Source organism: Dactylosporangium sucinum (assembly GCF_014647515.1).
Lineage (GTDB): Bacteria > Actinomycetota > Actinomycetes > Mycobacteriales > Micromonosporaceae > Dactylosporangium > Dactylosporangium sucinum.
This window is the reverse complement of record NZ_BMPI01000002.1, coordinates 274681-298571: the sequence shown is the minus strand read 5'-3', so window position 1 is coordinate 298571 and position 23891 is coordinate 274681. Positions and strand designations below refer to the sequence as shown.

26 protein-coding genes are annotated in these 23891 nt (G+C 72.5%); 11 read left to right on the top strand and 15 right to left on the bottom strand.

From position 1 onward, the window contains the following. The first annotated feature begins 70 nt into the window (after positions 1-70). Complete coding sequence (locus tag IEZ31_RS02380) at positions 71-769, top strand: pseudouridine synthase (protein WP_229834008.1); 699 nt, start codon at positions 71-73, stop codon at positions 767-769. A gap of 178 nt (positions 770-947) precedes the next feature. Here IEZ31_RS02380 and IEZ31_RS02375 read toward each other — a convergent pair whose 3' ends face one another. Then, positions 948-1748, bottom strand: a complete 801-nt coding sequence (locus tag IEZ31_RS02375; protein WP_190248002.1) for an ABC transporter permease — start codon at positions 1746-1748, stop codon at positions 948-950. Further along, entirely contained in the window at positions 1745-2680 is a 936-nt protein-coding gene (locus IEZ31_RS02370; RefSeq protein ID WP_190248001.1) for an ATP-binding cassette domain-containing protein, read from the bottom strand. Before IEZ31_RS02370 ends, IEZ31_RS02375 begins: the two co-directional genes overlap by 4 nt. A 90-nt stretch (positions 2681-2770) precedes the next feature. Here IEZ31_RS02370 and IEZ31_RS02365 point away from each other — a divergent pair, with 90 nt between their 5' ends. Continuing rightward, on the top strand, positions 2771-3745 hold the full coding sequence (locus IEZ31_RS02365; RefSeq protein ID WP_190248000.1) for a helix-turn-helix transcriptional regulator: 975 nt from the start codon (positions 2771-2773) through the stop codon (positions 3743-3745). Positions 3746-3805: 60 nt separating this feature from the next. Here IEZ31_RS02365 and IEZ31_RS02360 read toward each other — a convergent pair whose 3' ends face one another. After that, entirely contained in the window at positions 3806-4366 is a 561-nt protein-coding gene (locus IEZ31_RS02360; RefSeq protein ID WP_190247999.1) for an NADPH-dependent FMN reductase, read from the bottom strand. Positions 4367-4480: 114 nt separating this feature from the next. Between IEZ31_RS02360 and IEZ31_RS02355 the strand changes: the two genes are divergently transcribed. The 3 genes from IEZ31_RS02355 to der all read left to right on the top strand — a co-directional run bounded on the left by IEZ31_RS02355 (position 4481) and on the right by der (position 7149). After that, positions 4481-5002, top strand: coding sequence for a MarR family winged helix-turn-helix transcriptional regulator (locus IEZ31_RS02355; protein ID WP_229833998.1), 522 nt, complete (start codon positions 4481-4483; stop codon positions 5000-5002). A gap of 75 nt (positions 5003-5077) precedes the next feature. Next, positions 5078-5749 (top strand): (d)CMP kinase, encoded by a 672-nt coding sequence (cmk, locus tag IEZ31_RS02350; RefSeq protein ID WP_190247997.1) that lies wholly within the window; start codon positions 5078-5080, stop codon positions 5747-5749. A gap of 50 nt (positions 5750-5799) precedes the next feature. After that, positions 5800-7149 (top strand): ribosome biogenesis GTPase Der, encoded by a 1350-nt coding sequence (gene der / locus IEZ31_RS02345; RefSeq protein WP_190248061.1) that lies wholly within the window; start codon positions 5800-5802, stop codon positions 7147-7149. On the opposite strand, the gene IEZ31_RS02340 is transcribed toward der, so the two are convergent. After that, positions 7109-7429, bottom strand: a complete 321-nt coding sequence (locus IEZ31_RS02340; RefSeq protein ID WP_190247996.1) for a hypothetical protein — start codon at positions 7427-7429, stop codon at positions 7109-7111. The genes der and IEZ31_RS02340 overlap by 41 nt on opposite strands. A 204-nt stretch (positions 7430-7633) precedes the next feature. On the opposite strand from IEZ31_RS02340, the gene IEZ31_RS02335 reads away from it, so the two are divergent. After that, positions 7634-9196 carry a Rieske 2Fe-2S domain-containing protein gene (locus IEZ31_RS02335; RefSeq protein ID WP_190248060.1) on the top strand — a complete coding sequence of 521 codons (1563 nt, stop codon included), beginning with the start codon at positions 7634-7636 and terminating at the stop codon, positions 9194-9196. Positions 9197-9464: 268 nt separating this feature from the next. On the opposite strand, the gene IEZ31_RS02330 is transcribed toward IEZ31_RS02335, so the two are convergent. From IEZ31_RS02330 to IEZ31_RS02300, 7 genes are all read right to left on the bottom strand, one after another. Continuing rightward, entirely contained in the window at positions 9465-9815 is a 351-nt protein-coding gene (locus IEZ31_RS02330) for an MmcQ/YjbR family DNA-binding protein (protein WP_190247995.1), read from the bottom strand. A 421-nt stretch (positions 9816-10236) separates the two neighbouring features. Then, positions 10237-10662 carry an Hsp20/alpha crystallin family protein gene (locus IEZ31_RS02325; RefSeq protein ID WP_190247994.1) on the bottom strand — a complete coding sequence of 142 codons (426 nt, stop codon included), beginning with the start codon at positions 10660-10662 and terminating at the stop codon, positions 10237-10239. A gap of 96 nt (positions 10663-10758) precedes the next feature. Then, complete coding sequence (locus IEZ31_RS02320) at positions 10759-12156, bottom strand: VWA domain-containing protein (protein ID WP_190247993.1); 1398 nt, start codon at positions 12154-12156, stop codon at positions 10759-10761. After that, positions 12156-13118 (bottom strand): VWA domain-containing protein, encoded by a 963-nt coding sequence (locus tag IEZ31_RS02315; protein WP_190247992.1) that lies wholly within the window; start codon positions 13116-13118, stop codon positions 12156-12158. Before IEZ31_RS02315 ends, IEZ31_RS02320 begins: the two co-directional genes overlap by 1 nt. 27 nt (positions 13119-13145) lie before the next feature. Beyond that, entirely contained in the window at positions 13146-14051 is a 906-nt protein-coding gene (locus IEZ31_RS02310) for a DUF58 domain-containing protein (protein WP_190247991.1), read from the bottom strand. Positions 14052-14054: 3 nt separating this feature from the next. Further along, positions 14055-15050 carry an AAA family ATPase gene (locus tag IEZ31_RS02305; RefSeq protein WP_190247990.1) on the bottom strand — a complete coding sequence of 332 codons (996 nt, stop codon included), beginning with the start codon at positions 15048-15050 and terminating at the stop codon, positions 14055-14057. A 23-nt stretch (positions 15051-15073) separates the two neighbouring features. After that, on the bottom strand, positions 15074-15889 hold the full coding sequence (locus tag IEZ31_RS02300) for a S1C family serine protease (RefSeq protein WP_190247989.1): 816 nt from the start codon (positions 15887-15889) through the stop codon (positions 15074-15076). A gap of 103 nt (positions 15890-15992) precedes the next feature. Here IEZ31_RS02300 and IEZ31_RS02295 point away from each other — a divergent pair, with 103 nt between their 5' ends. Both IEZ31_RS02295 and IEZ31_RS02290 read left to right on the top strand, forming a co-directional pair. After that, positions 15993-16559, top strand: coding sequence for a winged helix-turn-helix domain-containing protein (locus tag IEZ31_RS02295; protein WP_190247988.1), 567 nt, complete (start codon positions 15993-15995; stop codon positions 16557-16559). After that, positions 16537-17754: an MFS transporter gene (locus IEZ31_RS02290; RefSeq protein ID WP_190247987.1), complete on the top strand. Its 1218-nt coding sequence runs from the start codon at positions 16537-16539 to the stop codon at positions 17752-17754. The genes IEZ31_RS02295 and IEZ31_RS02290 overlap by 23 nt, the downstream gene beginning before the upstream one ends. On the opposite strand, the gene IEZ31_RS02285 is transcribed toward IEZ31_RS02290, so the two are convergent. Continuing rightward, positions 17673-17978 (bottom strand): GlsB/YeaQ/YmgE family stress response membrane protein, encoded by a 306-nt coding sequence (locus tag IEZ31_RS02285; RefSeq protein ID WP_229833997.1) that lies wholly within the window; start codon positions 17976-17978, stop codon positions 17673-17675. The genes IEZ31_RS02290 and IEZ31_RS02285 overlap by 82 nt on opposite strands. A gap of 36 nt (positions 17979-18014) precedes the next feature. Here IEZ31_RS02285 and IEZ31_RS02280 point away from each other — a divergent pair, with 36 nt between their 5' ends. After that, positions 18015-18620: a hypothetical protein gene (locus IEZ31_RS02280; RefSeq protein WP_190247986.1), complete on the top strand. Its 606-nt coding sequence runs from the start codon at positions 18015-18017 to the stop codon at positions 18618-18620. A gap of 83 nt (positions 18621-18703) precedes the next feature. Then, positions 18704-20104, top strand: a complete 1401-nt coding sequence (locus IEZ31_RS02275) for a S28 family serine protease (RefSeq protein ID WP_190247985.1) — start codon at positions 18704-18706, stop codon at positions 20102-20104. Between the two features lie 122 nt (positions 20105-20226). Here IEZ31_RS02275 and IEZ31_RS02270 read toward each other — a convergent pair whose 3' ends face one another. The 3 genes from IEZ31_RS02270 to IEZ31_RS02260 all read right to left on the bottom strand — a co-directional run bounded on the left by IEZ31_RS02270 (position 20227) and on the right by IEZ31_RS02260 (position 22789). Continuing rightward, positions 20227-20853: an isochorismatase family protein gene (locus IEZ31_RS02270; protein WP_229833996.1), complete on the bottom strand. Its 627-nt coding sequence runs from the start codon at positions 20851-20853 to the stop codon at positions 20227-20229. 89 nt (positions 20854-20942) lie between these two features. Next, on the bottom strand, positions 20943-22145 hold the full coding sequence (locus IEZ31_RS02265) for a CaiB/BaiF CoA transferase family protein (protein WP_190247984.1): 1203 nt from the start codon (positions 22143-22145) through the stop codon (positions 20943-20945). Further along, entirely contained in the window at positions 22142-22789 is a 648-nt protein-coding gene (locus IEZ31_RS02260) for a GntR family transcriptional regulator (protein ID WP_190247983.1), read from the bottom strand. The genes IEZ31_RS02265 and IEZ31_RS02260 overlap by 4 nt, the downstream gene beginning before the upstream one ends. A 55-nt stretch (positions 22790-22844) precedes the next feature. On the opposite strand from IEZ31_RS02260, the gene IEZ31_RS02255 reads away from it, so the two are divergent. Continuing rightward, complete coding sequence (locus IEZ31_RS02255; protein ID WP_190247982.1) at positions 22845-23738, top strand: hydroxymethylglutaryl-CoA lyase; 894 nt, start codon at positions 22845-22847, stop codon at positions 23736-23738. Positions 23739-23891 lie beyond the last annotated feature (153 nt).

Sequence of the window (23891 nt, the reverse complement as noted above, 5' to 3'; positions counted from 1 at the left end):
GTTCACCTCGTCCGCGTTCGACGCGCCGCCCGACGCGCAACCGCCGCGCAACCCTGAGCGGCTGCAGAAGATCCTCGCCGCCGCGGGGCTCGGGTCGCGGCGCACCTGCGAGCGCATGATCGACGAGGGGCGGGTCACCGTCAACGGAAAGGAGGCAACGCTCGGCGACAAGGCCGACGCCGTGCGTGACGCCATCCACGTCAACGGGCAGCGGCTCGTGACCGACACGCGGCTCGTGTACCTCGCGTTGAACAAGCCGCGCGGGGTGGTGTCGACGATGGACGACGACAAGGGGCGCGACGCGATCGCGGACCTGCTGCCGAACATCGACACGCGTGTCTTCCACGTCGGGCGGCTCGACGCCGACAGCGAGGGGCTGCTGCTGCTCACCAACGACGGCGGGCTGGCCCACAAGCTGATGCACCCGTCGTACGAGGTCGCCAAGACGTACCAGGTCGAGATCCCCGGGCCCGTCCCGCGCGCGATGGGGCGGGAGCTGAAGGCCGGGGTCACGCTGGAGGACGGGCCGGTCAAGGTGGACTCGTTCCGGGTCGTGGACGCGTACGGGAAGGTCGCCCTCGTCGAGGTCGTCCTCCACGAGGGGCGCAACCACATCGTGCGGCGGATGTTCGACGCGGTCGGGTTCCCGGTGCAGCGGCTCATCCGGACGCAGATCGGGCCGATCCGGCTCGGCGACCTGCGGCCCGGCCGGACCCGGCACCTGTCCCAGGCCGAGATCGGCGCCCTCTTCAAGGCCGTCGGCGAGTAGCCCGGCCCGCGGGTCGGGCGCGCCGGACCGCGGGCCGGGCGCCCACCACGCCGCGTCGATCTTGCAGTTGTGGTGGTTGACAAACCGGAGCATTCCGGGAGTGTTGCGGCACCACAACTGCAAGATCGACGCGGACATGGGGCGGCGGGCGGCGGGCGGCGGCGGGGCGGGTGGGGGGTTACGTGGAGCGGTGCATCGCGCGGATGCCGACCCACAGGCCCACCAGCGCCGTGGCGGCCGCCGCCACGAAGCCCCACGCCACGTCCGCCTCGCCGATCCGGCCGGCGAACAGCAGGCGCTCCGCGGTCACCATGTGCGCGAGCGGGTTGAACTCCGCGGCCGTGCGCATCCAGGCCGGGCCCGTCTCCAGCGGCAGCAGCATGCCCGAGAGGATCATCAGCGGGAACAGCAGCGTCTGGTGTACCACCCAGAACATCCAGTCGGTGCGGCGGACCGCGACCGCCAGGGCGTAGCTCAGCGAGCCGAGGCCGATGCCGAACAGCGTCAGCAGGACGAGGCCGAGGAGGGCGCCGGCCGGGTACAGGTCGAAGCCGAACGGCAGCATCACCAGGACGATGATCACGGCCTGGCCGGCCAGCGGTACCAGCTCCTTCAATGCCCGGCCGACCAGCAGCGACTGGCGGCTCAGCGGCGTCACCAGCATCCGCTCATGAGCGCCGGTGAGAAACTCGCCCAGCAGGTTCGCGCCGACGGTCGACGTGCCGAACAGCGTCGTCATCACCAGGATCGCCGGGACGAACCACTGCCACACGTCGGACCCGAGGCCGCGCGACGAGCCGGACAGGGAGCCCGCCAGCAGCGGGCCGAACAGCGCCAGGAACACCAGCGGCTGGATCATCCCGAAGATCAGCGAGAACGGCGAGCGGACGAGCGGGCGCAGCTCGCGGCCGGCGACGATGCCGGCGTCGCGGACGAGGCCGCGGACGCCACCGCTCGGAGCCACGGACAGGGTGCTCATGAGTTCTCCCGGAGGTTGCGGCCGGTCAGGGCGAGAAAGACGTCGTCGAGGGTCGGTCGACGGACTTCGGCGGTTCGCAGGTGTACCCCGGCCGCGTGCACAAGCTCCGGCAGTGCGGCGGGCCCGTCATTGACGCGGACCTCGATCCCGGCATCGGTCACCGTGAGATCCCGTGCGCCCGGCAGCGCCGTGGCGAGCGGCGCCAGGGCGGGCCCGTCGCCGGTGGCCACCAGCAGGTCACCGGCCAGCTTCGCCTTCAGCGCGGCCGGCGTGTCGTCGGCGATCACCTCGCCGTGGTCGACGATCACCACCCGCTCGGCCATCGTGTCGGCCTCGTCGAGGTAGTGCGTGGTGAGCACGATCGTCATCGCGAACTCGGCCCGCATCCGCTGGATGTGCGTCCACAGGTTGGCCCGGTTCTGCGGGTCGAGGCCGGTCGACGGCTCGTCGAGAAACAGCAGCGACGGCGCGTGCACCAGCCCGATCGCCACGTCCAGCCGGCGCCGCTGGCCGCCGGACAGGTCGGTGACCTTCCGCTTGCCGAGCTCGGCCAGGTCGAGCGCCGCCAGCAGCTCGTCCGCGCGGCGGGCGGCGGTACGCCGGTCCAGCCCGTAGATGCGGCCCTGCACCTGCAGCTCGTCGCCGACCAGTTGGGTGTGGGCGGCGCCGTTGCCCTGCCCGACGTACCCGATCCGCCGCCGCACCTCGGCGGCCGCCCGGACGACGTCGTGCCCGGCCACGGTCGCGGTGCCGGCCGTCGGCGCGATGAGCGTGGTGAGCATGCGCATGGTGGTGGTCTTGCCCGCGCCGTTGGGGCCGAGCACGGCCACCAGCTCGCCGGGACCGATATCGAGGTTGATCCCTCGCACGGCATGGACGGTCGTCTTCTTGTTGACCACGAAGTCCTTCGTCAGTCCACGGGTGGTGATCACGGAAGCCCCTTTCAAACAACCGGAAGCAACCACGACTCTGCCCGGGGTTCAGGACAGCTTCTGTCCGCATCGGGCGGAATACTGAACAGCATGTTGGAGACCTCGGCCCGGCTGCTCGCGCTCCTGTCCCTGCTGCAGGCGCGGCGCGACTGGCCCGGCCAGACCCTCGCGGACCGGCTGGAGGTGAGCCCGCGGACGGTACGGCGGGATGTCGACCGCCTCCGTGAGCTGGGCTATCCCGTGGTGGCGACCCGCGGCCCCGAGGGCGGGTACCGCCTCGACGCCGGCTCCGAGCTGCCCCCGCTGCTCTTCGACGACGACCAGGCCGTCGCCGTGGCGGTCGCGCTGCAGACGGCGACGATGAGCGTGCAGGGCGTGGAGGAGGCGGCGCTGCGCGCCCTGGCGACCGTCCGGCAGGTGATGCCGGCCCGGCTGCGCCACCGGGTCGACGCGCTCCAGGTCACCCGGGTGGTGAAGGGACGGCGCTGGGACACCGACGTCGACGCTGAGGTGCTGCTCACCGTCGGCCTCGCGGTACGCGCGAGGGAGGTGCTGCGGTTCGACTACACCGGGCGGCGCGAGTTCCTGGAGGGGGAGCCGGAGCAGCTGCGCCCGCCGCGGCGGACCGAGCCGCACCATCTGGTGACGTGGGGCGGGCGGTGGTACCTGATCGGGTGGGATCTCGATCGCGGCGACTGGCGGACGTACCGCGTGGACCGCATGACGCCGCGGTCACCCAACGGCCCCCGGTTCACGCCCCGGCCCCTGCCGGCGCCGGACGTGGCGGCGTTCGTGGCCGAGCGGTTCGAGCGGCAGGACCACCTGCCCTGCCGGGGCTCGGCGGTCCTGCAGGCGCCGGCCGCGGCCGTGAACGACTGGGCGCGGGGGCAGGCGATCGTCGAGGTCGTCACCGCCGAGAGCTGCCGGGTGACGGCGAGCAGCTGGTCGTGGGCCGGGCTGGCGGCGTGGCTCGGCATGTTCGACGTCGACATCGAGATCGAGGGCCCGGACGAGCTGAAGGCGGCCGCGACCGTGCTCGCCGACCGGTTCTCGAGAGCAGTGTGAAGCCGGCCGGTAGACCTCCCTCAAAGCCACCGGCCGGCTGGTCCAACCCCCGTCGAAGCGCTACCCCTTGCGCACCGGCTCCAGCGCCCTGCCCCAGGCCACGACCTGGTCGAGCACCGTGTTCAGGGTGCCCTCGTGCTGCGGCGCCGGCTTGAACACGGTCCAGTTCTCGAAGTCGGTGTACAGCGACAGCGCCACCTGCGCGCGCACGTCCGCGACCTGCAGCTCGCCCATGATCAGGCGCAGGTGCTCGACCGCGCGCGTGCCGCCGGCGCTGCCGTAGCTGACGAAGCCGGCGGCCTTGTTGTTCCACTCCGAGTACAGGAAGTCGATCGCGTTCTTCAGTGCGCCGCTCGTCGAGTGGTTGTACTCCGGCGTCACGAACACGAACGCGTCGAACGAGGCGATCTTCGCGGCCCACTGCTTGGTGTGCTCGTTCGCGTACTGCCCCATGGCCGGCGGCATCGCCTCGTCCAGGTGCGGCAGGTTGTAGTCGAGCAGGTCGACGAGCTCGAACTCGGCATCCGTGCGTCGCGAGGCGATGTCGTAGACCCACTTCGCCACCGACTCGCCGGCGCGCCCGGGACGCGTGCTGCCGAGGATGATTCCGACCTTGGTCATCTCCGTCGTGCCTCTTCCCTGATCAAAACCGCACGTCACCGGATGGGTGACGTGTCACCGACACAGTAGCTCCTAACAAGGGTGATGTGTCACCGATTCCCGTACCCTTGGGGTGTGACGACCGACCCAGGCCTCGAGCCGAACTGGCTGGACGAGCGCGAACAGCGGGCCTGGCGCGGCTGGATCGCGCTGCAGGCCGAGATCAACCGGCGCCTGGCCCGGCAGCTGCAGCGGGAGACCGGCCTGACCGGCGCCGAGTATGCGGTGCTGGTGAGCCTCTCGGAGGCGCCCGGCGGGCGGATGCGCGTCTTCCAGCTGCGCGAGGCCGCCGACTGGGAGAAGACCCGGCTGACGCACCAGATCACCCGGATGGTGCAACGGGGCCTGGTCGCCCGCGAGCCGTGCCCCGAGGATCCCCGCGGCGCGTTCGTGGTGCTGACCGACGCCGGCTGGGAGGCGATCACCCAGGCGGCGCCGCGGCACGTGGCCCACGTGCGGCACTGGTTCTACGACGCGCTGAGCGACGAGCAGGTCGACGCCCTGATCGACCTGTCGCGCACGGTGCTGGCCCGGCTTCCGGAGGCCGACCGGACGATGGGGGAGCCGTGCACGGGAGAAATCGGCGGCCTCCCGTAGGACGGCGTCACCGGCGGGTCAAGTACTGTCGAACCGGAGTTTCTGCGGTCGTCATTCGGGGTGAGGAGAACGGGCGTGCGCGACGAGAGCCGGCAACTGGTGGTTGCCGTCGACGGGCCCTCCGGCTCCGGCAAGTCCACGATCTCGCGCCGGGTGGCGCAGGCCCTCGACGCGCGGTATCTGGACACCGGCGCGATGTACCGCGCGGTGACCTACGCGGTGCTGCGCGACGGCGTCGACCTCCACGACCCCGACAAGATCACGGCGGTGGCGGAGACCGCGGTGCTGGAGATCGGCACCGACCCCACCGGCCCCTACATCAAGGTCGACGGCGCCGGGGTCGACCGCGAGATCCGCGGGCCCGAGGTCACGCGGGCGGTGTCGGCCGTCTCGGCGGTGCCGGCCGTGCGGGCCATCCTCGTCGCCCAGCAGCGGGCGATCATCGCCACCGCGCCGCGGATCGTGGTCGAGGGCCGCGACATCGGCACGGTGGTCGCGCCGGACGCCGATCTCAAGGTGTACCTCACCGCCTCCGCCGACGAGCGGGCGCGCCGCCGCAGCAGTGAGAACGCGGCCAGTCAGGCGGCGACTGCGGCGGATCTCGAGCGGCGTGACAAACTGGACTCGACGCGCGCCGCGGACCCCCTCCGTCAGGCCGAGGACGCCGTCGTGCTCGACACCACCGCGCTCGGCATCGACGAGGTGGTCGAGCTTCTCCAGCGGATGCTGGAGAAGGTGACGGCGTAGAGCCGCCTGACGATAGGGACCCCCGCGTGAGCACTGAGGCCGACCTCGACATGGCCGAGGATGGCGACATCGAGCTGAGCCTGCCGATCGTCGCCGTCGTCGGCCGGCCCAACGTGGGCAAGTCGACCCTCGTCAACCGGATCCTCGGCCGCCGGCAGGCGGTCGTCGAAGACGTCGCCGGCGTGACCCGGGACCGGGTCGCCTACGACGCCGAGTGGACCGGCCGGCACTTCACGGTGGTCGACACCGGCGGCTGGCTGCCCGACGCCAAGGAGCGGGCGAGGGCGATCGCCACCCAGGCCGAGATCGCCGCGCAGACCGCCGACGTCGTGCTGTTCGTGGTCGACGCCACGATCCCGCCGACCTCCGACGACGAGGCCGCGGTGCGGATGCTGCGGCGCAGCGGCAGCCCGGTGATCCTGGTCGCCAACAAGGTCGACAACGCGCGCATCGAGGGCGAGATCGCCAGCCTGTGGGGCCTCGGCCTCGGCGAGCCGTTCCCGGTCTCGGCCCTGCACGGCCGGGGCGCCGGCGACCTGCTCGACAAGATCCTGGAGGCGCTGCCCGAGGCCCGGCCGGTCGAGCCGCGCGCCGGCGGGCCGCGCCGCATCGCGCTCGTCGGCCGGCCCAACGTCGGCAAGTCCAGCCTGCTCAACAAGCTGGCCAAGGAGGAGCGGGCGGTCGTCGACTCGGTCGCCGGCACCACCGTCGACCCGGTCGACAGCCTGGTCGACTTCGGCGGCGAGACCTGGCACCTGGTCGACACCGCCGGCCTGCGCAAGCGGGTGTCACACGCCAGCGGCACCGAGTATTACGCCTCCCTGCGCACCAATGCCGCGATCGAGGCCGCTGAGGTGGCCATCGTCCTGCTCGACGCGAGCGAGCCGATCTCCGAGCAGGACCAGCGCATCCTCACGATGGTGATCGAGTCCGGGCGGGCACTGGTCATCGCGTTCAACAAGTGGGACCTCGTCGACGACGACCGGCGGTACCAACTGGGGAAAGAGATCGAGCGGGAACTGCGCCGCGTGCCGTGGGCCGTGCGGGTCAACGTGTCGGCACTCACCGGCCGGGCCGTCGACAAGCTCGCCCCCGCGCTGCGCACCGCGCTCGCCAACTGGGAGCGGCGCGTCCCGACCGGCCAGCTCAACCAGTGGCTCACCGCGCTCGTCCAGGCGACCCCGCACCCGGTGCGCGGCGGCCGCGCCCCGCGCGTGCTCTTCGCCACCCAGGCCGGGGTGTCGCCGCCGAAGTTCGTGCTGTTCACCACCGGGGCGCTCGATCCGGGCTACGTGCGGTTCGTCGAGCGCAAGCTCCGCGAGGAGTTCGAGTTCACCGGCACGCCGATCCACATCACGGTCAAGCCGCGGAAGAAGAACGGCGTGCGCGGCCGGAAGTGAGCTCGTCGGCCAGGCCGGTGAGCCGCACGGCCTGCTGCTCGATCACGTTCGCCATGCGCCGCTCGTCGGGGCCGACGCGCTCGCCGAGGATCTCCGCATAGCCGCGGATCGATGTGAGCGCCGACCGTAACCTGATCGAGTGGTCGTCGTCACCAGCGCCTTCCCGGCCGGGGCCGGCGCCGGGGTCCGGGTGTCGCGGCTTCCCGCGCCGCGGCCTGGGCAGCAGCGACTCGGCGGCCACCGCCAGCACCAGCAGCACCACGAACACCGCGAGCCCCACGCCGTCTCCCTTCGTCAGGGCTGACTTCGGCCCGCCGGCCGGATTGCTGAGCGCTTCACGGCTTCCCTTAACGGTGCGTGAGGGGTTCGGTACGGGTCGTCTTCCCGACGTTGATGCCGGCGGAGCGTGCCTCGTGAGTTGTCAGACCCGTCGGGTAGGTTCGACGCGGAACAGGAACCTTCTCCAGCAAAGGGAGTAGCGGTGCTGCGCATCACCGGGACCGGCCACGCGAGCATGCGAATCGACACCGCCGCCGGCAGCATCCTGTGCGATCCGTGGGTCAACCCGGCGTATTTCGCGTCGTGGTTCCCGTTCCCGGACAACTCGCTGCTCGACTGGGAGACGCTCGGCGACGTCGACTATCTCTACGTCTCGCACCTGCACCGTGATCACTTCGACGCCGCGCACCTCAAGCGGTTCGTGTCGAAGAAGGCGACCGTGCTCCTGCCGGAGTTCCCGACGTCGGAGCTGCGCGACGAGCTGGAGGAGCTCGGCTTCAAGCACTTCCTCGCGACCAAGACCAACGAGGTGCACGAGCTCGACGGCGGGCTCAAGATCCTCGTGCAGGCGCTGACCTCGCCGACCGACGGCCCGATCGGCGACTCGTCGCTCTGGGTCGAGTATGACGGCGTGCGCCTGCTCAACCAGAACGACGCCCGCCCGACCGACCTCGGCTTCTTCACCGAGCTCGGCCATGTGCACGCGCACATGCTGCAGTTCTCCGGCGCGATTTGGTATCCGATGGTTTACGAGCTGCCCGAGGCCGCCAAGCGCGCCTTCGGCAAGCAGAAGCGCGATCGGCAGTTCGACCGGACGTGGCGGTATATCGACGACCTCAAGGCGTCGCACGTGTTCCCGATCGCCGGCCCGCCGTGCTTCCTCGACGACGAGCTGTGGCAGTTCAACGACATCTTCGGCGACGAGGGCAACATCTTCCCCGACCAGTCGGTGTTCCTGCAGGAGTATGCGAAGGTCGGCGGCGCCAACGGCGTCGTGCTCCTGCCCGGGTCGGTCGCCGAGCTGACCGCCGACGACTGCGTCACCACGCACCCGGTGCCGGTCGACGAGTTCTTCGCCAACAAGGTCGCCCACCTGGAGGACATGCGCGAGCGCAAGAAGGCGATCATCGCGCACGAGAAGACCACCTGGCGCCACCCCGAGATCGACGTGCTCAAGGAGCTGCAGCGGCGCGTCGAGCCGCTGCTCGAGGAGTCGGTGTATCTCGCGAAGGGCGTCGGCGGCCCGGTCCGCTTCGACCTGGTCGGCTATGACGGCGAGTCCGTGGAGTCGATCGTCATCGACTTCCCGGGCAAGCAGGTTCGCCACTACGTCGACGAGAAGGTGCGCTACCGTTTCCGCACCGAGCGCGCCCTCGTCGAGCACCTGCTCTTCACGGGTGAGGTCGACTGGGCCAACTCGCTGTTCCTGTCCTGCCGCTTCTCGGCCGCGCGCATCGGGCAGTACAACGAGTTTGTCTACGCGTTCTTCAAGTGCCTGTCGGAGGAGCGGCTGCAGTATGCGGAGGGCTGGTATGACGAGCACCAGCGCACCTCGGACGCCGAGGACATCCGCCTCGGCGACTGGAACGTGCAGCGCCGCTGCCCGCACCTGAAGGCCGACCTGACCCGCTTCGGCATCGTCGACAACGACGTGCTGACCTGCCAGCTGCACGGCTGGCGCTTCGACCTCAACTCCGGCAAGTGCCTGACGAGCGTCGGCCACCAGATCCGCGCGAGCAAGGCCGACCAGCCGGCCCCCCAGTCCTAGGACGGTTTCCCCGCCGCGCTGGCCCGGGACTCTTCGCCGAGGCCCGGCCGGCCCGGCCCCGGCTGCGTCGACTGCCGGCTGGGCGCGGCTGTGCCCGGTGCCCGACCGGGGTGCTGAGCGGCTGCCCGCGAACGCCTGGTGACGACTCCGGCCGGCGCGCTTCCGCGCTGCGGTTCCGGACTTCGCCCTAGGCTCCGGCTCCGGACTTCGCCCGGGCTCCGGTTCCGGACTTCGCCCCGGGCTCCGGTTCCGGGTTGAGCGGCGAGTCCTAGCGTGGGTTGCGGGCCAGGTACTCGGTCCACACCTTCTTGGGCACGCACATCATCCAGGCGTCCTCGACCAGCTCCCGCATGCGGTCGGCGTCGAGGGCCTCCATCCGGGCGCAGATCCAGTTGTATCGCAGGTCGCTGTCGGGCGGCATGAGGAAGACGCCGGGTTCGGCCGCTACGCGGGCGGCGCGCTCCTCCTTCGGGTACCCGAGGCCGATGATGGTCTCGTCGCGGGACAGGGCGGCGAACACGATCTGTCCGACGCGCCATTTCACGCGGTCACGGACGAGCACCTCGTACGCCCTCGGCAGCCGTACCGCCACCGCCCGCACCTCGTCGACGCTCACCATCCCGGTCGCCCCCGTTCCCGCCCTCGGACTGCCGCATCACCTTGAGGGTAGATCGACCGACGTCGGCCCGGCTGCCCCACCGTCGCGCCGGACCGGAGCCTCGCCGCGCCGGTCGGCTTCGCGTCGAGCGCGGTCGAGCGGCGTCGAGCGGGGTCGAGCGGGGTGTGGTCGCGTGTGGTCGGGGTGGTCGGGGTGGTCGGGCGCGGTCGGGCGAGTCGGGCGTGGTCATGATCGTGGGAAGGATCTGGTCGCCGGGGGCAGCCAGATGGTTTCCACGATCATGGGAAGCATGATCATGGGAAGTGGGCGCGGTGGAGCCGGGCATCCGCGCCCCGGCCAGGCGGGCTGCCGCCGAGCGGGTCCGGCAATGCCAGAACGCGGGTCGCCCTCGGGGGCAACCCGCGTTCTCATCGGCGGCGCGTTACTTCGACTGGGTGGTGACCTCGATGCGGCGGGTCGAGCGGGCAACGTACGCGCCCGCGACGCGGACCGTCAGGACACCCGCGTCGTACTCCGCGGTCACGGCCTCGTCGGTGACGTGCTCGGGCAGGGCGAACGCGCGGTGGAACGAACCGTAGCGGACCTCGCGCAGCGTGCGGCCGTCGCGCTCCTCGGCGCGCTCGTCGCGCCGCTCGCCGCGGACGACCAGGTGGCCGCGGTCGAGCTCGACGGTGACGTCGCGCTCGACGTCGACGCCGGGCAGCTCGAGCCGCACAACCGCGTCGTCGCCGTCGCGGCTGACCTCGGCGGCGGGGTTGAAGCCCGTGGCCCGCTGCTCGAACGTGCGGCGGACGAGCGCGTCGAACTCGGCGAAGGGATCGCGGCGGCGCAGGGTGAGCGTGTTCATGGCTGGTGACCTCCTCGGGGTACCGTGTCACCCACTAGAACTTGAGTCGGGTCGACTCAATTCCCGGTGGCGTCAAGATTTTCCCGAGGAGGTCGCTCAGCCGCGCCGCCGGCCGTCGGGCTCGTCGGGTGGCAGGACGCCGAGGTCGATCTCCAGGGGCCTCGGGGCGTCGGCCCGCTGCGCCGTGGTGACGGTCGGGACCGAGTACCGCGGACCGGGCGGCCCGGCGTCGCGCCTCGAAGCGGCTGCCGGTGCCGCGGCGATCCTCATCGGCGGCCCGGAGGAAGGCGAAGGCCCGGCGGAAGCCGGAGGACCAGCGGGCGGAGGACCCGAGGAAGGCGAAGGTCCGGAGGAAAGCGGAGGACCGGAGGAAAGCGCACCAGGCGGGGGCGAGGCAGCGCGCGCCGCGAGGGCCGCGGCGGGCAGGCCCGGGAGGCGGGAACGGTTCCACCACTGCGACAGCGCCACCGCCGCCGCGATCAGCAGGGCGCCGACCAGGACGAACCACGACGTGATCTCGGTGTTCCGCCGCTGCAGGGTCACCTGGCTGGGCAGGTCCTGCAGGACCTCGGTGAGCGCCTCGGCGTTCTCGGCCTTGAAGTACTTGCCGCCGGTCATGTCGGCGACCTTTGTCAGCGTGGCCTCGTCCATCTCCTGGAAGCGGCCGCGGCCGCCGCTGAAGCCCCCGAAGTTGCCGAACCCGCCGCCCGGGCCGCGGAACGTGTCGCCGCTGATCTGGTCGCTGGTGCAGACCATCGGGGAGGGCACCTCGGTGCCGAAGCCGATCGTGTAGACGCGCAGGCGGCGGGCGGCGGCGGCCTCGGCCGCGGTGATCGGGCTGACGCCGTCGGTGTTGCGGCCGTCGGTGAGCACGACGATCGTGTCGGGCTCGTAGTCGCCGGTGCCGCTGCCGGGCGGGTTGGGGACCTCGACCCCGGTCGGGGGCACGTCCGGGTTGATCTCGGCGATCGCGTCGATGGAGGCCAGGATGGCCAGCCCGATCGCGGTACCGCGGGAGGTCCGGAACCCGTCGATGGCCTTGAGTAGCTGGTCCTGGTCACGGGTCGGCGGCACGAGCAGGCCGGCGATGCCCGAGAAGGCGACCAGGCCGATCTTCGCGCCCCCGTCGTGGTCGCGGATGAACTTGCGGGCCGCGTCCTGGGCCGCGGACAGCCGGTTCGGGTCGACGTCGGTCGAGCACATCGAGCCGGACACGTCGACGGCGAGCAGGATGGTCGCCGCGTCGTCGGGGACGACCACGGAGGCCTGCGGCCGGGCCGCCGCGGTGCCGGTCACGACCAGGCCGGCCGCGAACAGGGCGAGGGGAATGCGGCGCTTCCACGAGGTGCGCCCGGGCAGGGCGGCGGCGACGAGCGCGACGCTCGACAGCCGGACCGTCTCGCGGCGCCGGCGGCGGCGCGTCCACCAGCGGAAGGCGAGCAGCAGCGGGAAGGCCAGCAGCGCGGTGAGGGCCCACGGCCAGTGCAGCGACATCAGAGGATCCGTCCGAACCAGGTGGTCATCAGCAGCCCCCCGATGGTGAGCAGCAGCAGCGCGATCGCCGCGGCGGCGCCGGTCAGCTCGACCGGCTTGCGTTCGGTGGTCAGCCGCAGGTCCAGCGAGTCGTAGACGTCCCGCAGGCCCTCGGCGGTCTCGGCCCGGTGGTACGAGCCGGTGGTCGTCTGCGCGAGCGTCGTCAGCAGCTCCTCGTTGAGCGCCGTCGCCACGCGGTAGCCGTCGACCTCGACGGTCGTGCCATCGACGGTGCCGACGCCGACGGTCTCGATGTGCACGCCGGCCGTGGCGGCGAGCTGGGCGGCGGCGACCGCGTCGGGGCCGCCGGTGTCCTCGCCGTCGGAGAGCAGCACGATCGTGGCGTTGCCGAAGTACCCGAGCTCGGCGGGCGGCTCGGCGGCGTCGGGGTCGGGCAGGCTGACCGGCTTGCCGACGATGACCGTGAGCGAGGCGAGGATCGCCTGGCCGAGCGAGGTGCCGCCGTTGACCTGCAGCCGCTTGATCGCGGCCGTGGTCGCGGTCCGGTCGGAGGTGGGCTGCTGGGTGGTGAGCGCGCCCTGGTCGAAGGCGACGATGCCGATGCTCACGCTGTCGGGCTGGGCCTCGACGAACGAGACGGCGGCGGTCTGGGCGGCCGCGATGCGGCTCGGGGCGACGTCGTCGGCGGCCATGCTGTTCGACACGTCGAAGGCGAGCACGACGGTGCCGGCGGCGCGGGCGACCGGCAGGGTGGCCTCGGGCCGGGCGACCGACAGCAGCAGCAGGGTGAGCGCGGCGAGGAACAGCACCGGCGGCACGTGCCGGCGGACGGCGCGGCCCGTCGTCAGGCCGGCCGCCGCGAGGGCCTGGGACCGCTGCCGCTGCAGCCACCAGTACCCGAAGCTGAGCCCGCCGGCCACGAGCACGGCGACGACCAGGAACCCCGGGCTACCAAAGGTCATGCTGCCTCCGCTTCGCTCCGGAACCGCTCATGCGCGCCTCGCCTTCGTCCGGCGGACCATCGCGACGAGGGCCTGCAGCGGGTCCTGGTCGGTGCCGACCAGGTGGGCGGTCACGCCGGCCCGCCGCATCGCGGCGGCGACGGCGGCCTCGCGCTCGTCGACGCCGGCCCGCAGGCGCTGCTGGAACAGCGGGTCGCTGGTGTCGACGAGCACCTGCTCGCCGGTCTCGGCGTCCTCGACCACGACCAGCCCGAGGTCGGGCAGGTCGAGCTCCATCGGGTCGACGACCCGGATCGCCACCACCTCGTGCCGCATGGTGAGCCGCCCGAGGGAGGCCTCCCAGCCGGCGTCGCCGAGGAAGTCGGACACCACGAACACCACACCGCGGCGGCGGGCGGTCGCGGCGGCCAGCCGGAGCATCGCGTCGAGGTCGGTGGTGCCGGTGTCCTTCTTCCCGCGCCGGGACTCGGCGAGGGCGGCGGTGCGGGTGATCTCGCCGGCGAGGTGCAGCACGTGGTTGCGGCCGCCGCGCGGCGGCACCACCCGCTGGACCCGGTTGTCGTAGAGGATCGCGCCGACCCGGTTGCCGCCGAGCGTGAACAGCCGGGCGAGGGTCACGGCCAGCTCGGCGAGCACCGAGTCCTTGCCGCGCTCGGCCCCGCCGAAGCGCATCGACGCCGACAGGTCGAGCACCAGCCAGGCGGTGACCTCGCGGTCCTCGGTGTACTGGCGCACGTACGGCTCGTCCAGCCGCGCAGTCACGTTCCAGTCGATGTGCCGGACGTCGTCCTCCGGCGTGTACTCCCGCAGGTCGGCGAAGTCGATGCCGCTGCCGCGGAAGACCGTACGGTACGACCCCTGCAAACGCCCGTCGAGCCGGCGGATCACCTGCCACTCCAGGCGCCGCAGCAGGCGGTCGGGTGCGGTGGCCACGGCTCAGCGATTTCCGGCGGCGACAGGCGTGGGCACCGGCAGCGCGTGCAGGACGCGGGTGAGGATCTGGTCGGCGGTGACGTCGTCGGACAGGGCCTCGTAGGACAGCACGAGCCGGTGCCGGAACACGTCGAGGGCCAGCTCGGCGAGGTCGCTCACCAGCACGTAGTCGCGGCCCCTGAGGTAGGCCATGGCCCGGGCGGCCAGGACGAGGTTGATGGACGCCCGTGGGCTGGCGCCGAAGCTGACATACCGCTGGAGCTCACCCAGCCCCACCTCGGCCGGGTCGCGGGTGGCGTTGGCCAGGCGGACCGAATACTCGATCAGGGCGGGGTCGACGTAGACCTGCTCGACCTGTGACTGCATCTCGATGAGCCGGCGCGGGTCGACGATGGCGTGGGTGATCGGCGCCGGCGCGATGGCCCGCTCGACGATCACGAACTCCTCGGTCGGGCTCGGGTAGCCGACCAGGACCTTCATCATGAACCGGTCGACCTGCGCCTCGGGCAGCGGATAGGTGCCCTCCGACTCGATCGGGTTCTGGGTGGCCATCACCAGGAACGGGCGGGGGATGCGGTGGGTCTCCCGGCCGATCGTCACCTGCTGCTCCTGCATGACCTCCAGCAGCGCGCTCTGCACCTTGGCCGGCGCCCGGTTGATCTCGTCGGCGAGCAGCAGGTTGGTGAACACCGGCCCGAGCGAGACCTGGAACTCGCCGCTGGCCTGGTGGTAGACGCGGGTGCCGACGATGTCGGCGGGGACGAGGTCGGGGGTGAACTGCACGCGGTGGAAGTCGCCGCCGATCGCCTGGGCGAGCGCCTTCACGGCGAGCGTCTTGGCCAGGCCGGGCACGCCCTCGACGAGGATGTGCCCCCGCGAGAGCAGGGCCACCATGAGCCGTTCGAGCAGCGCGTCCTGCCCGACGATGGTCTTCTTGACCTCGTACAGCACCTGCTCGACGGCGCCCGTGGGCCGGTGGCCGTTGTCTGTTACGTCCATACGTGCGTCCTTCGCGGGTCTCGTCACTGCTGAGGTGCGTCCTCGCCGGGGCCGGCGCCCGCGGCGAGGGCCGCGCCGATCGGCACGGCGAAACCGACGCCGACGAACGTGCCGGCCTCGGTGGGGTTGGCGAGGGCGACGACGATGCCGATCGTCTCGCCCTTGGCGTTGACGAGCGGCCCGCCGGAGCTGCCCGGGTTGACCGCGGCGTCGAACTGGATGAGGCCCTTGAGCTCGCTGCCGTCCTGGCTCTTCGCGGTGCGGCCGAGCCCGGAGATGACCCCGGTGGTCGCACTGCTGGTCAGCCCGAGCTGGTTGCCGACGGCGAGCACGGTGTTGCCGACGGCGATCCGCTCGGAGTTGCCGATCACCGCCGGCACCAGGACCTCGGGCAGCCCGCCCGGGACGAGCACGGCGATGTCCAGCTCGGGGTCGGCCTGGGCGACCTTCGCCGCGACCCGGGTGCCGTCGGCGAACGTGACCTGGATGGCGCCGGCGCCGGCCACGACGTGGTTGGCGGTGAGGATCGCGCCGGTCTGGCTGGCGATCACGCCGGTGCCGCTCGCGACGGCCGCGCTGCCCTCGACGGCGGTGATCGTCACGACGGACGGGGCGACGGCCGCGTAGATCTGGGCGATCGTCGGGGGCGCGGTCGGGCTCGGCGAGGCCTTCGCCGAGGGCCGCGCGGCGGGCTCGTCGTCGCCCGACCCGAGCTTGAACGCGATCGTCGCGGTGAGCACGAGGGCCACCGCGACGCCCAGGATCGGCAGCCATCGCCGGATGTGCGCCGATTTGTGGCCCTGCGGGTCCGGTGCGGCCGGACCGTCGAGGGTTGCCATGCGCTCAACATAACCGCGATTCCTGTGAGTTCGGTGAACTCGAATCTGAGAGTATGCTTCTGAAAGACACTTTCAGAGTTGCCGAGCTGACCGGAGGGATCGAATGGGGCGCGAGGCACGCCGCACCATCACCGAGCCGGGCGCCATGCGCGCACTGGCCCACCCGGTGCGGTACGAGGTGCTCACCCATCTCATGGCGAACGGCCCGGCGACGGCGTCCCAGTGCGCCCGGGCGGTCGGCGACACCCCGTCCAACTGCAGTTACCACCTGCGGGCCCTGGCCAAGGCCGGGCTGGTCGCGCCGGTCGAGTCAGGCGACGGCCGGGAGCGGCCGTGGCGGGCCCTCATCACCGGTTTCTCGTTGCCGCCGGACGAGGAGCAGGCCACGGTCGTCGCGGCCGTGGCGATCCAGCGCGACCAACGGCTGCTCGCCGAGTACCTGGCCCGCCGCGACCGGGTGCCGCCGCGCTGGCGCGACGCGGGCCAGCACGGGACGTACACCCTCCGGCTCACCCCGGACGAGCTCACCGAGCTGGGCGAGCGGATCGACGCCCTCATCCGGCCCTACATCGCGGCCACCCGCGACGACGCGCCGGGTGACGCCGCCCAGGTCCACCTGTTCTTCCACGGATTCCCCGGGAGCCCTGATGACCGCACTACGGCACCGTGACTTCCGCCGGCTGTGGCTGGCCGGCCTGATCTCGGACACCGGCGACTGGCTGCTGCTCGTCGCGCTGCCGATCCTGGTGTACCAGCGGACGCAGTCGACCCTGCAGACCGCGTTCGCGTTCCTCGTCGAGCTCGGCCCGGCGGTCCTGCTGGGCCCGCTCGCCGGGCGGCTGGCCGACCGTGTCGACCGCCGTCGCCTGCTCGTCGCCGTCGTCCTGGCCCAGGCCGCCGCGCTCGTGCCGCTGCTGGTGAGCAGCGCGCTGCCGGTCCTCTACGCGGTCATCGCCACCGAGGCCGCGCTCGTCGCGCTGTTCGCCCCGGCCAAGAACGCGCTGCTGCCGGCGCTGGTCCCGGACGGCGAGCTGGTCTCGGCCAACGCGCTCGTCGGGCTCAACCAGAACCTCGGCCGGCTCGCCGGCGGGCCGCTCGGCGGGCTGCTGCTCGCGGTCGGCGACCTGCGCGCGATCGTGCTCGCCGACCTGGTCACGTTCCTCACCGCGGCCGCGCTCATCGCCGGCATCGGCGCGCGGCCCGCGCCCGCCCGGGCCAAGACCGCTGCGAGAGCCCCGCTGGGCCGGATCCGGCTCGCACTCGCCGTCGCCGCCCTGGCCGGGATCGCCCAGGGCATCTTCGTCGTGCTGTTCGTCGTGTGGGTCGCCCGGGAGCTCGGCGGCGGCGCGACCGAGACCGGCCTGCTGCGCGGGGTGCAGGCGGTCGGCGCCATCGCCGCCGGTGTCCTGCTCGCCGTCCTGCGCCGCACGCCTGGCCCGGCGGTCCTGATCCCGGCCGGGGCCGGCGCGTTCGGCCTGCTGTCCGTCGCGGTGTGGAACGGCCCGGTCGTCACGACCGCGCTACCGGTCTACGTCGCGCTCTTCGTGCTGGTCGGCGTGCCGGGCCTGGTCATGGTCACCGGGCTGGTGAGCCACCTGCAACGGGTGGCCGGCGAGGGCGCGCGCGGCCGGGTCTTCGGAATCTTCGGCGCCGTCTACGACGGTGCGAGCGGCCTGGGCATGCTCGCCGCCGGCCTGCTCGGCGACCGCCTCGGGATCATGCCGATCCTCAACACCCAGGCCGCGCTCTACCTCGCCGCGGGCCTGCTCTTCGTCCTGGGCCGTCAGTCGTCGTCATCGTCGGTCGAGAACGCCTTGGCGAGCAGCGCCGCCAAGGCCACCCCGACCACCGCGATGCCGACCTGAACCCCGATCACGAGCCAGTCGTAGCTGTGCCCGCGCACCACGAGGAACTTGTCGCTGTGGATGTCCCAGCGGTCCGCGGCCCAGGTCCCGGCCACCGCCGCGCCCATGCCGATGAGGACGGTCAGGATGATCCCGATGTTCTGCCGGCCGGGGAGCACGATCCGCGCCACGATGCCGATGACGGCGCCGAAGATGATGGCGGCCAAGTAGTCCTGGAGGTTCACAGCCGCAAGTGTGCGACGGCGGCGCAAGATGGTCGAGTGCGGCACGTGTACTGGATCGGCGGCGGCAGCGGCGCCGGGAAGTCGACCGTCGCCCGGGCCCTCGCCGCCCGCCACGGGCTGCGGCTGTACGCCACCGACGACGTCATGGCCGAGCACGCCCGGCGCTGCCCGCCGGCCGACTGCCCGTGCCTGGCCCGGTTCGCGGCGATGAGCATGGACGAGCGCTGGCTGCTGCGCACGCCCCGGACCATGCTCGAGACCTTTCACTGGTACCGGGGGGAGGGCTTCCACCTGGTCGAGGCCGACCTGCGCGCGGTGCCGCAACCGGTGGTCGCGGAGGGCTTCCGGCTGCTGCCGTCCCTCGTCCGGCCGCTGCTCGGCGAGCCGCATCGAGCCGTGTGGCTCCTGCCGACGCCGCGGTTCCGCCGGGCCGCGTTCGAGCACCGCGGGGGGCTCTGGCAGATCGCCGGCCGCACCAGCGACCCGGAGCGCGCGCTGCGCAACCTGCTGGAGCGCGACCGGATGTTCACCGAGCGCCTCCGCGCCGAGACCGCCGAGCTGGGCCTGCGCGCGATCGAGGTCGACGGCTCGCTGACGTCCGACGAGCTCACCACCGCGGTCGAAGAGGCGCTCGGCCTCTGACGCGGGTCGGAGCGAGGGTCGCGCGCCTCCACCAGCCGCTAGGGTCGTCGATACAGCGGAATCGATCGATGTGGAGGCAGCACATGCTGCGCATGAGACACGCGCTGTTGTCGATCGCCGTCGGGCTGGCCGGTGCGGTCACCGGGGTCACGAGCCCCGCCGCGGCGGCCGACCCCGACATCCTCCAGCAGCTGCGGGCCGTCCCCGGCCTGACGGTGCTGGAGGAGCAGCCGGTGGCCGCGCCCTACCGGTTCTTCATCCTGAGCATCACCCAGCCCGACGACCACCGCCACCCGCGGGCCGGCACCTTCCAGCAGCGGTTCACCCTGCTGCACCGCGGCACCGACCGGCCGATGGTGCTGCACACCACCGGCTACAACGTGCCCGGGTTCGCGTTCCGCTCCGAGCCGACCCGGCTGGTCGACGGCAACCAGATCTCGGTCGAGCAGCGCTTCTTCACCCCGTCGCGACCGGCGCCGCCGGACTGGGACGACGAGCTCACGATCTGGCAGGCCGCGACCGACCACCACCGGATCGTCGAGGCGCTGAAGCCCGTCTACGCCCAGAAATGGATCTCGACCGGCGCCTCCAAGGGCGGCATGACCTCGGTGTACCACCGGCGGTTCTACCCCGGCGACGTCGACGGGACGGTCGCCTACGTCGCGCCGCAGGACGTGGTGAACAGCGAGGACTCGGCGTACGACCGGTTCTTCACCCGGGTCGGCACCGCCCAGTGCCGGGCCGCGCTCGACGCGGTGCAGGTCGAGGCGCTGCGCCGGCGGTCCGAGCTGGTCGCCCGCTACCAGGCCTGGGCGGCCGCCAACGAGCGCACGTTCACGATCACCGGCAGCGCCGACCGGGCGTTCGAGTTCATGGTGAACGGGACGACGTGGGCGTTCTGGCAGTACAGCCTGGCGAGCGACTGCGCGGACGTGCCGCCCGCCACCGCCTCCAGCGACGCCATCTGGGACTGGCTGGACCTGATCTACGGGATCGACTCGAACACCGACCAGGGCATCGAGCCGTACATCCCGTACTACTTCCAGGCGTCGTACCAGCTGGGCTACCCGGAGATCAGCCTGCCGCACCTGGCGCGGCTGCAGCGGTACCGCGGCCAGGACCGCGCCCAGTCCTACATCCCGCGCTCGATCGTGCCGCGCTTCCAGCCGTTCGCGATGGGCGACATCGACCTGTGGGTCAGGCTGTCCGGCCGGCAGTTGCTGTTCGTCTACGGCCAGAACGACCCGTGGGGCGCCGAGCCGTTCCGGCTGGGCCCGGGCACACGCGACTCGCTGTCGTACGTGGCCGCGGGCGCCAACCACGGCGCCAACATCGCCCTGCTGACCGCGCCGGAGTCGGCGACGGCCACGGCGGCGGTCCGCCGCTGGGCGGGCGTCCCGGCGGTGACGTCCCTCGCGGGCCCGTCGTACATCCCGTCCCTGGACGACCACAACCTCGCCCTGGACCGCCGCTTCACCCGCTAGCGCGTTCGTAGGGGCTCCCGGCCGTCGGTCGGGAGCCCCCTACGCTGTCGGCCGGCCCGTGACCGCGGCCGGTGGGGAGACCGGGTGGTTGCGCGCGCCCGGGAACGCGCCGTGCGTCGACGTCATTGCGCCAGCCGCTCGACGACCGCTTCCTCGTCCCAGACCTCGGCGTACTTGGCCGCCAGGTCGAACAGGTTGGCCTCGTGCGGGCGCGGGTCCCGGTCGCCGACCGCCTGGCGCACCACGATCGGCACGTAGCCGTGGGAGATCGCGTCGACGGCGGTCGCGCGCACGCAGCCGCTCGTGCTCACCCCGCACAGCACCACGGTGTCGACCCGCAGCGCGGCGAGCGTGGCGCTCAGCGACGTGCCGAAGAAGGCGCTCGCGTACTGCTTGGCGATGACCAGGTCGCCCGGCTGCGGCGCGATCTCCGGCATGATCTCGCCGAGGTCGCCGCCCGCGCCGGCGACGAAGCTGCGCAGCGCGCCGACCTTGCGGAAGAACAGGCCGCCGTCGATGCCGCCCGGGCCGTACTCGACCCGCGTGTAGATGACGGGCACGCCGCCGCGGCGGGCCGCCGCCAGGACCCGCCCGGTCGCGTCGAGGCAGTCACGGCTGCCCATGTACAGGTCGGCGCCGGGCTTGAAGTATGCCCGCACCATGTCGATGACGAGGACCGCGGGCGACTCGCCCCACTCCAGGTGCCCCCCGAAGCCGGCGGCCGCGTAGTCGTCGTCGAGCCCGCTCACGCGTCCTCCGCTTCGCTCCGGCCGCCTGAGCTCCGCCCTGAGCCCATGATGAGCGGCCTCCTCCGCTTTGCTCCGGGACCGCTCATGCGTCAGATCACGCCGGCGCCGGAGAGCCGGCCCAGCTCGTCGTCGCCGAGGCCGAGCAGGCCGCGGTACACGTCGTCGTTGTCCGCGCCGAGCGCCGGCCCGGTGGCCCGCACCCGGCCCGGCGACTCGGACAGCTTCGGGAACACGTTCTGCATGGCGATCTCGCCGATGGTGGGGTCGGTGAGGGTCACGATCGCCTGCCGGGCCGCGAAGTGCGGGTCGGCGAACATGTCCTTGGCCTTGTAGATGCGCCCGGCCGGCACGCCCGCCTCGTGCAGCGCGGCGAGCAGGTCGTCGGCCTTCAGGCCGGCGGTCCAGGCCGAGATCAGCTCGTCGAGCTCGACCATGTGCTCGCCCCGCGCGCCGTGGGTGGCGTACCGCGGGTCGCCGGCCAGTCCGGGCTGCCCCATGACGCCGGCCAGCCGACCGAACACGCTGTCCTGGTTGGCCGCGATGAGCACGCTGTCGCCGTCGGCGGTCGGGTAGACGTTGCTCGGCGAGACGTTCGGCAGCACCGGCCCGGTCCGCTCCCGCTGGTAGCCGGCGACCTGCCACTCGGGCAGCAGCGACTCCATCATCGCGAGCACCGACTCGTAGATGGCCGCGTCGACGACCTGGCCCCGGCCCGACTGCTGGCGCTCGTGCAGCGCGACGAGCGTGCCGATGGTCGCGTACATGGCGGCGAGCGAGTCGCCGAGCGAGATCCCGGCCCGCGACGGCGGCTGGCCGGGGGAGCCGGTGACGTAGCGGATGCCGCCCATCGCCTCGCCGATCGAGCCGAACCCGGCCTGCTTCGCGTAGGGGCCGGTCTGGCCGAAGCCGGTGACCCGGGTGACGATCAGCCCGGGGTTGACCTTCCACAGCTCCTCGGGCGCCAGCCCCCAGCGCTCCAGGGTGCCCGGCCGGAAGTTCTCCAGCAGCACGTCGGAGCGCGCGACGAGCCGCCGCACCAGGTCCTGGCCCTCGGGGGTGCGCAGGTCGCAGGTGACGGAGCGCTTGTTGCGGGCGACCACGGGCCACCACAGCGACTGCCCGTGCGGCTTCTCCCGCCCCCACTGCCGCATCGGGTCGCCGCGCCCCGGGTCCTCGATCTTGATGATCTCGGCGCCGAAGTCGCCGAGCAGCTGGCCGCAGAACGGGCCGGCGAGCAGCGAGCCGAGCTCGACGACGCGGACGTCGCGCAGTGGCAGCGGACGACGGGTCATGCGGTCTCCTCCGTGTTCCGTGGGCCCAGCAGCGAGGCCCGCGCCGACAGCAGGTGCGCGCGCATGACGGCCTCGGCCCAGTCGCCGTCGCGGGCGCGCAGGGCGGCGACGATCTCCAGGTGATGGTTGACGCTGCGGCGGCGCGCCGTCTCGTCGAACGCGTGCAGGGTGCGCACCAGGACCGAGGCGTGGACGAGCTGGGCGACCGTGGCGGCGACCACCGGGCTGCCGGCGAGCCCGTTCAGCGTCGCGTGGTACTCGGCGTTGAGGCGGTACACCTCCGTCAACCGTCCGGCCTCGGAGTGCTCCTTGAGCTCGGTCGCGATGGTATCGAGCCGGTCGATGTCCGCGGCCGAGGCGGTCGTGGCGGCGGCCCGGGCGGCCAGCCCCTCGACGCGCGCGCGGATCTCGAAGATGTGGTCGAGGTCCTCCCGCGGGTACTCGGCCACTCGGGCGCCCTTGTTGGTGGCGAGCTCGACGAGCCCCTCGGCCGAGAGCCGGCGCAGCGCCTCGCGGACCGGGGTCCGGCTCACGCCGAGCTTCTCGGCGAGGTCGACCTCGCCGAGCCGCTCCCCGGGTGCGTACTCCCCGCCGAGGATCCGCTCGCGCAGCTGCTCCACCGCGCGGTCGCTGGCCGCCGTCATGTTGTATACATCTAGCCGATGGGCGGCGCGAGGGCAAGAGTGCTAGAACAGGCCCATGTCGGTTGAGATCGTTGAGGTTGGCCCGCGTGACGGCCTGCAGAACGAGCGGACCCTCGTGAGCACGGCCGCGAAGATTGCATACATTGGGGCGCTCGTCGCGGCCGGTGCGCGGCGGATCGAGGCGACCAGCTTCGTCCACCCGCAGCGGGTGCCGCAGATGGCCGACGCCGAGGCGGTCATGGACGGGGTGCCCCGCGTCCCCGGGGTCAGCTACATCGGGCTGGTCGTCAACGCGCGCGGGCTGGAGCGGGCGCTCGCCGCCGGGGTCGACGAGGTCAACGCCGTGGTCGTGGCCACCGAGACGTTCAGCCGGCGCAACCAGGGCATGTCGGTCGCCGAGGCGGTGCGCTCGTTCGCCGCGATCAGCGCCGGCGCGCACGCGAACGGCCGGCGGGTCACCGCGACGATCGGGGCGAGCTTCGGCTGCCCGTTCGAGGGCGAGGTCGGCGCGGACGCGGTCGCCGAGCTGGCCCGGCAGTGCGCCGACGCGGGCGCCGGCGAGATCGCCCTGGCCGACACGATCGGCGTCGGCGTGCCGGCCGACGTGGACCGGCTCGTCGACGCGGTCCGCGCGGTGACCGGCCTTCCGCTGCGCTTCCACTTCCACAACACGCGCAACACCGGGTACGCCAACGCGCTGCGGGCCGTCGAGCGCGGCGCCGCGGCCCTCGACAGCAGCGCCGGCGGCATCGGCGGCTGCCCGTTCGCCCCGGCGGCGACCGGCAACATCGCGACCGAGGACCTCGCCTACGGCCTGCGCCGCTCGGGCGTCGCCTCCGGCCTGGACCTGGACGGCGTCGTGACGGCGGCCGCGATCGTCGAACGCGAGCTCGGCATCACCCTGCCGGCGCTGCTGGGCCGGGCCGGCGACTTCCCGGGAGGTCGGTGAGCGGTCGGTTGCGGTGTCCGCTCCGTGACGACGCACCGTGGAGGACCGAGGAAATAAGCGGTGGGACGGCGGCCGCTCCGTGTCCTGGTATCTCGCGCTCGGCGACGACCCGGCCGGACGTTCCACGAGACGCTGCGCGAGGCGGTGGTGGCG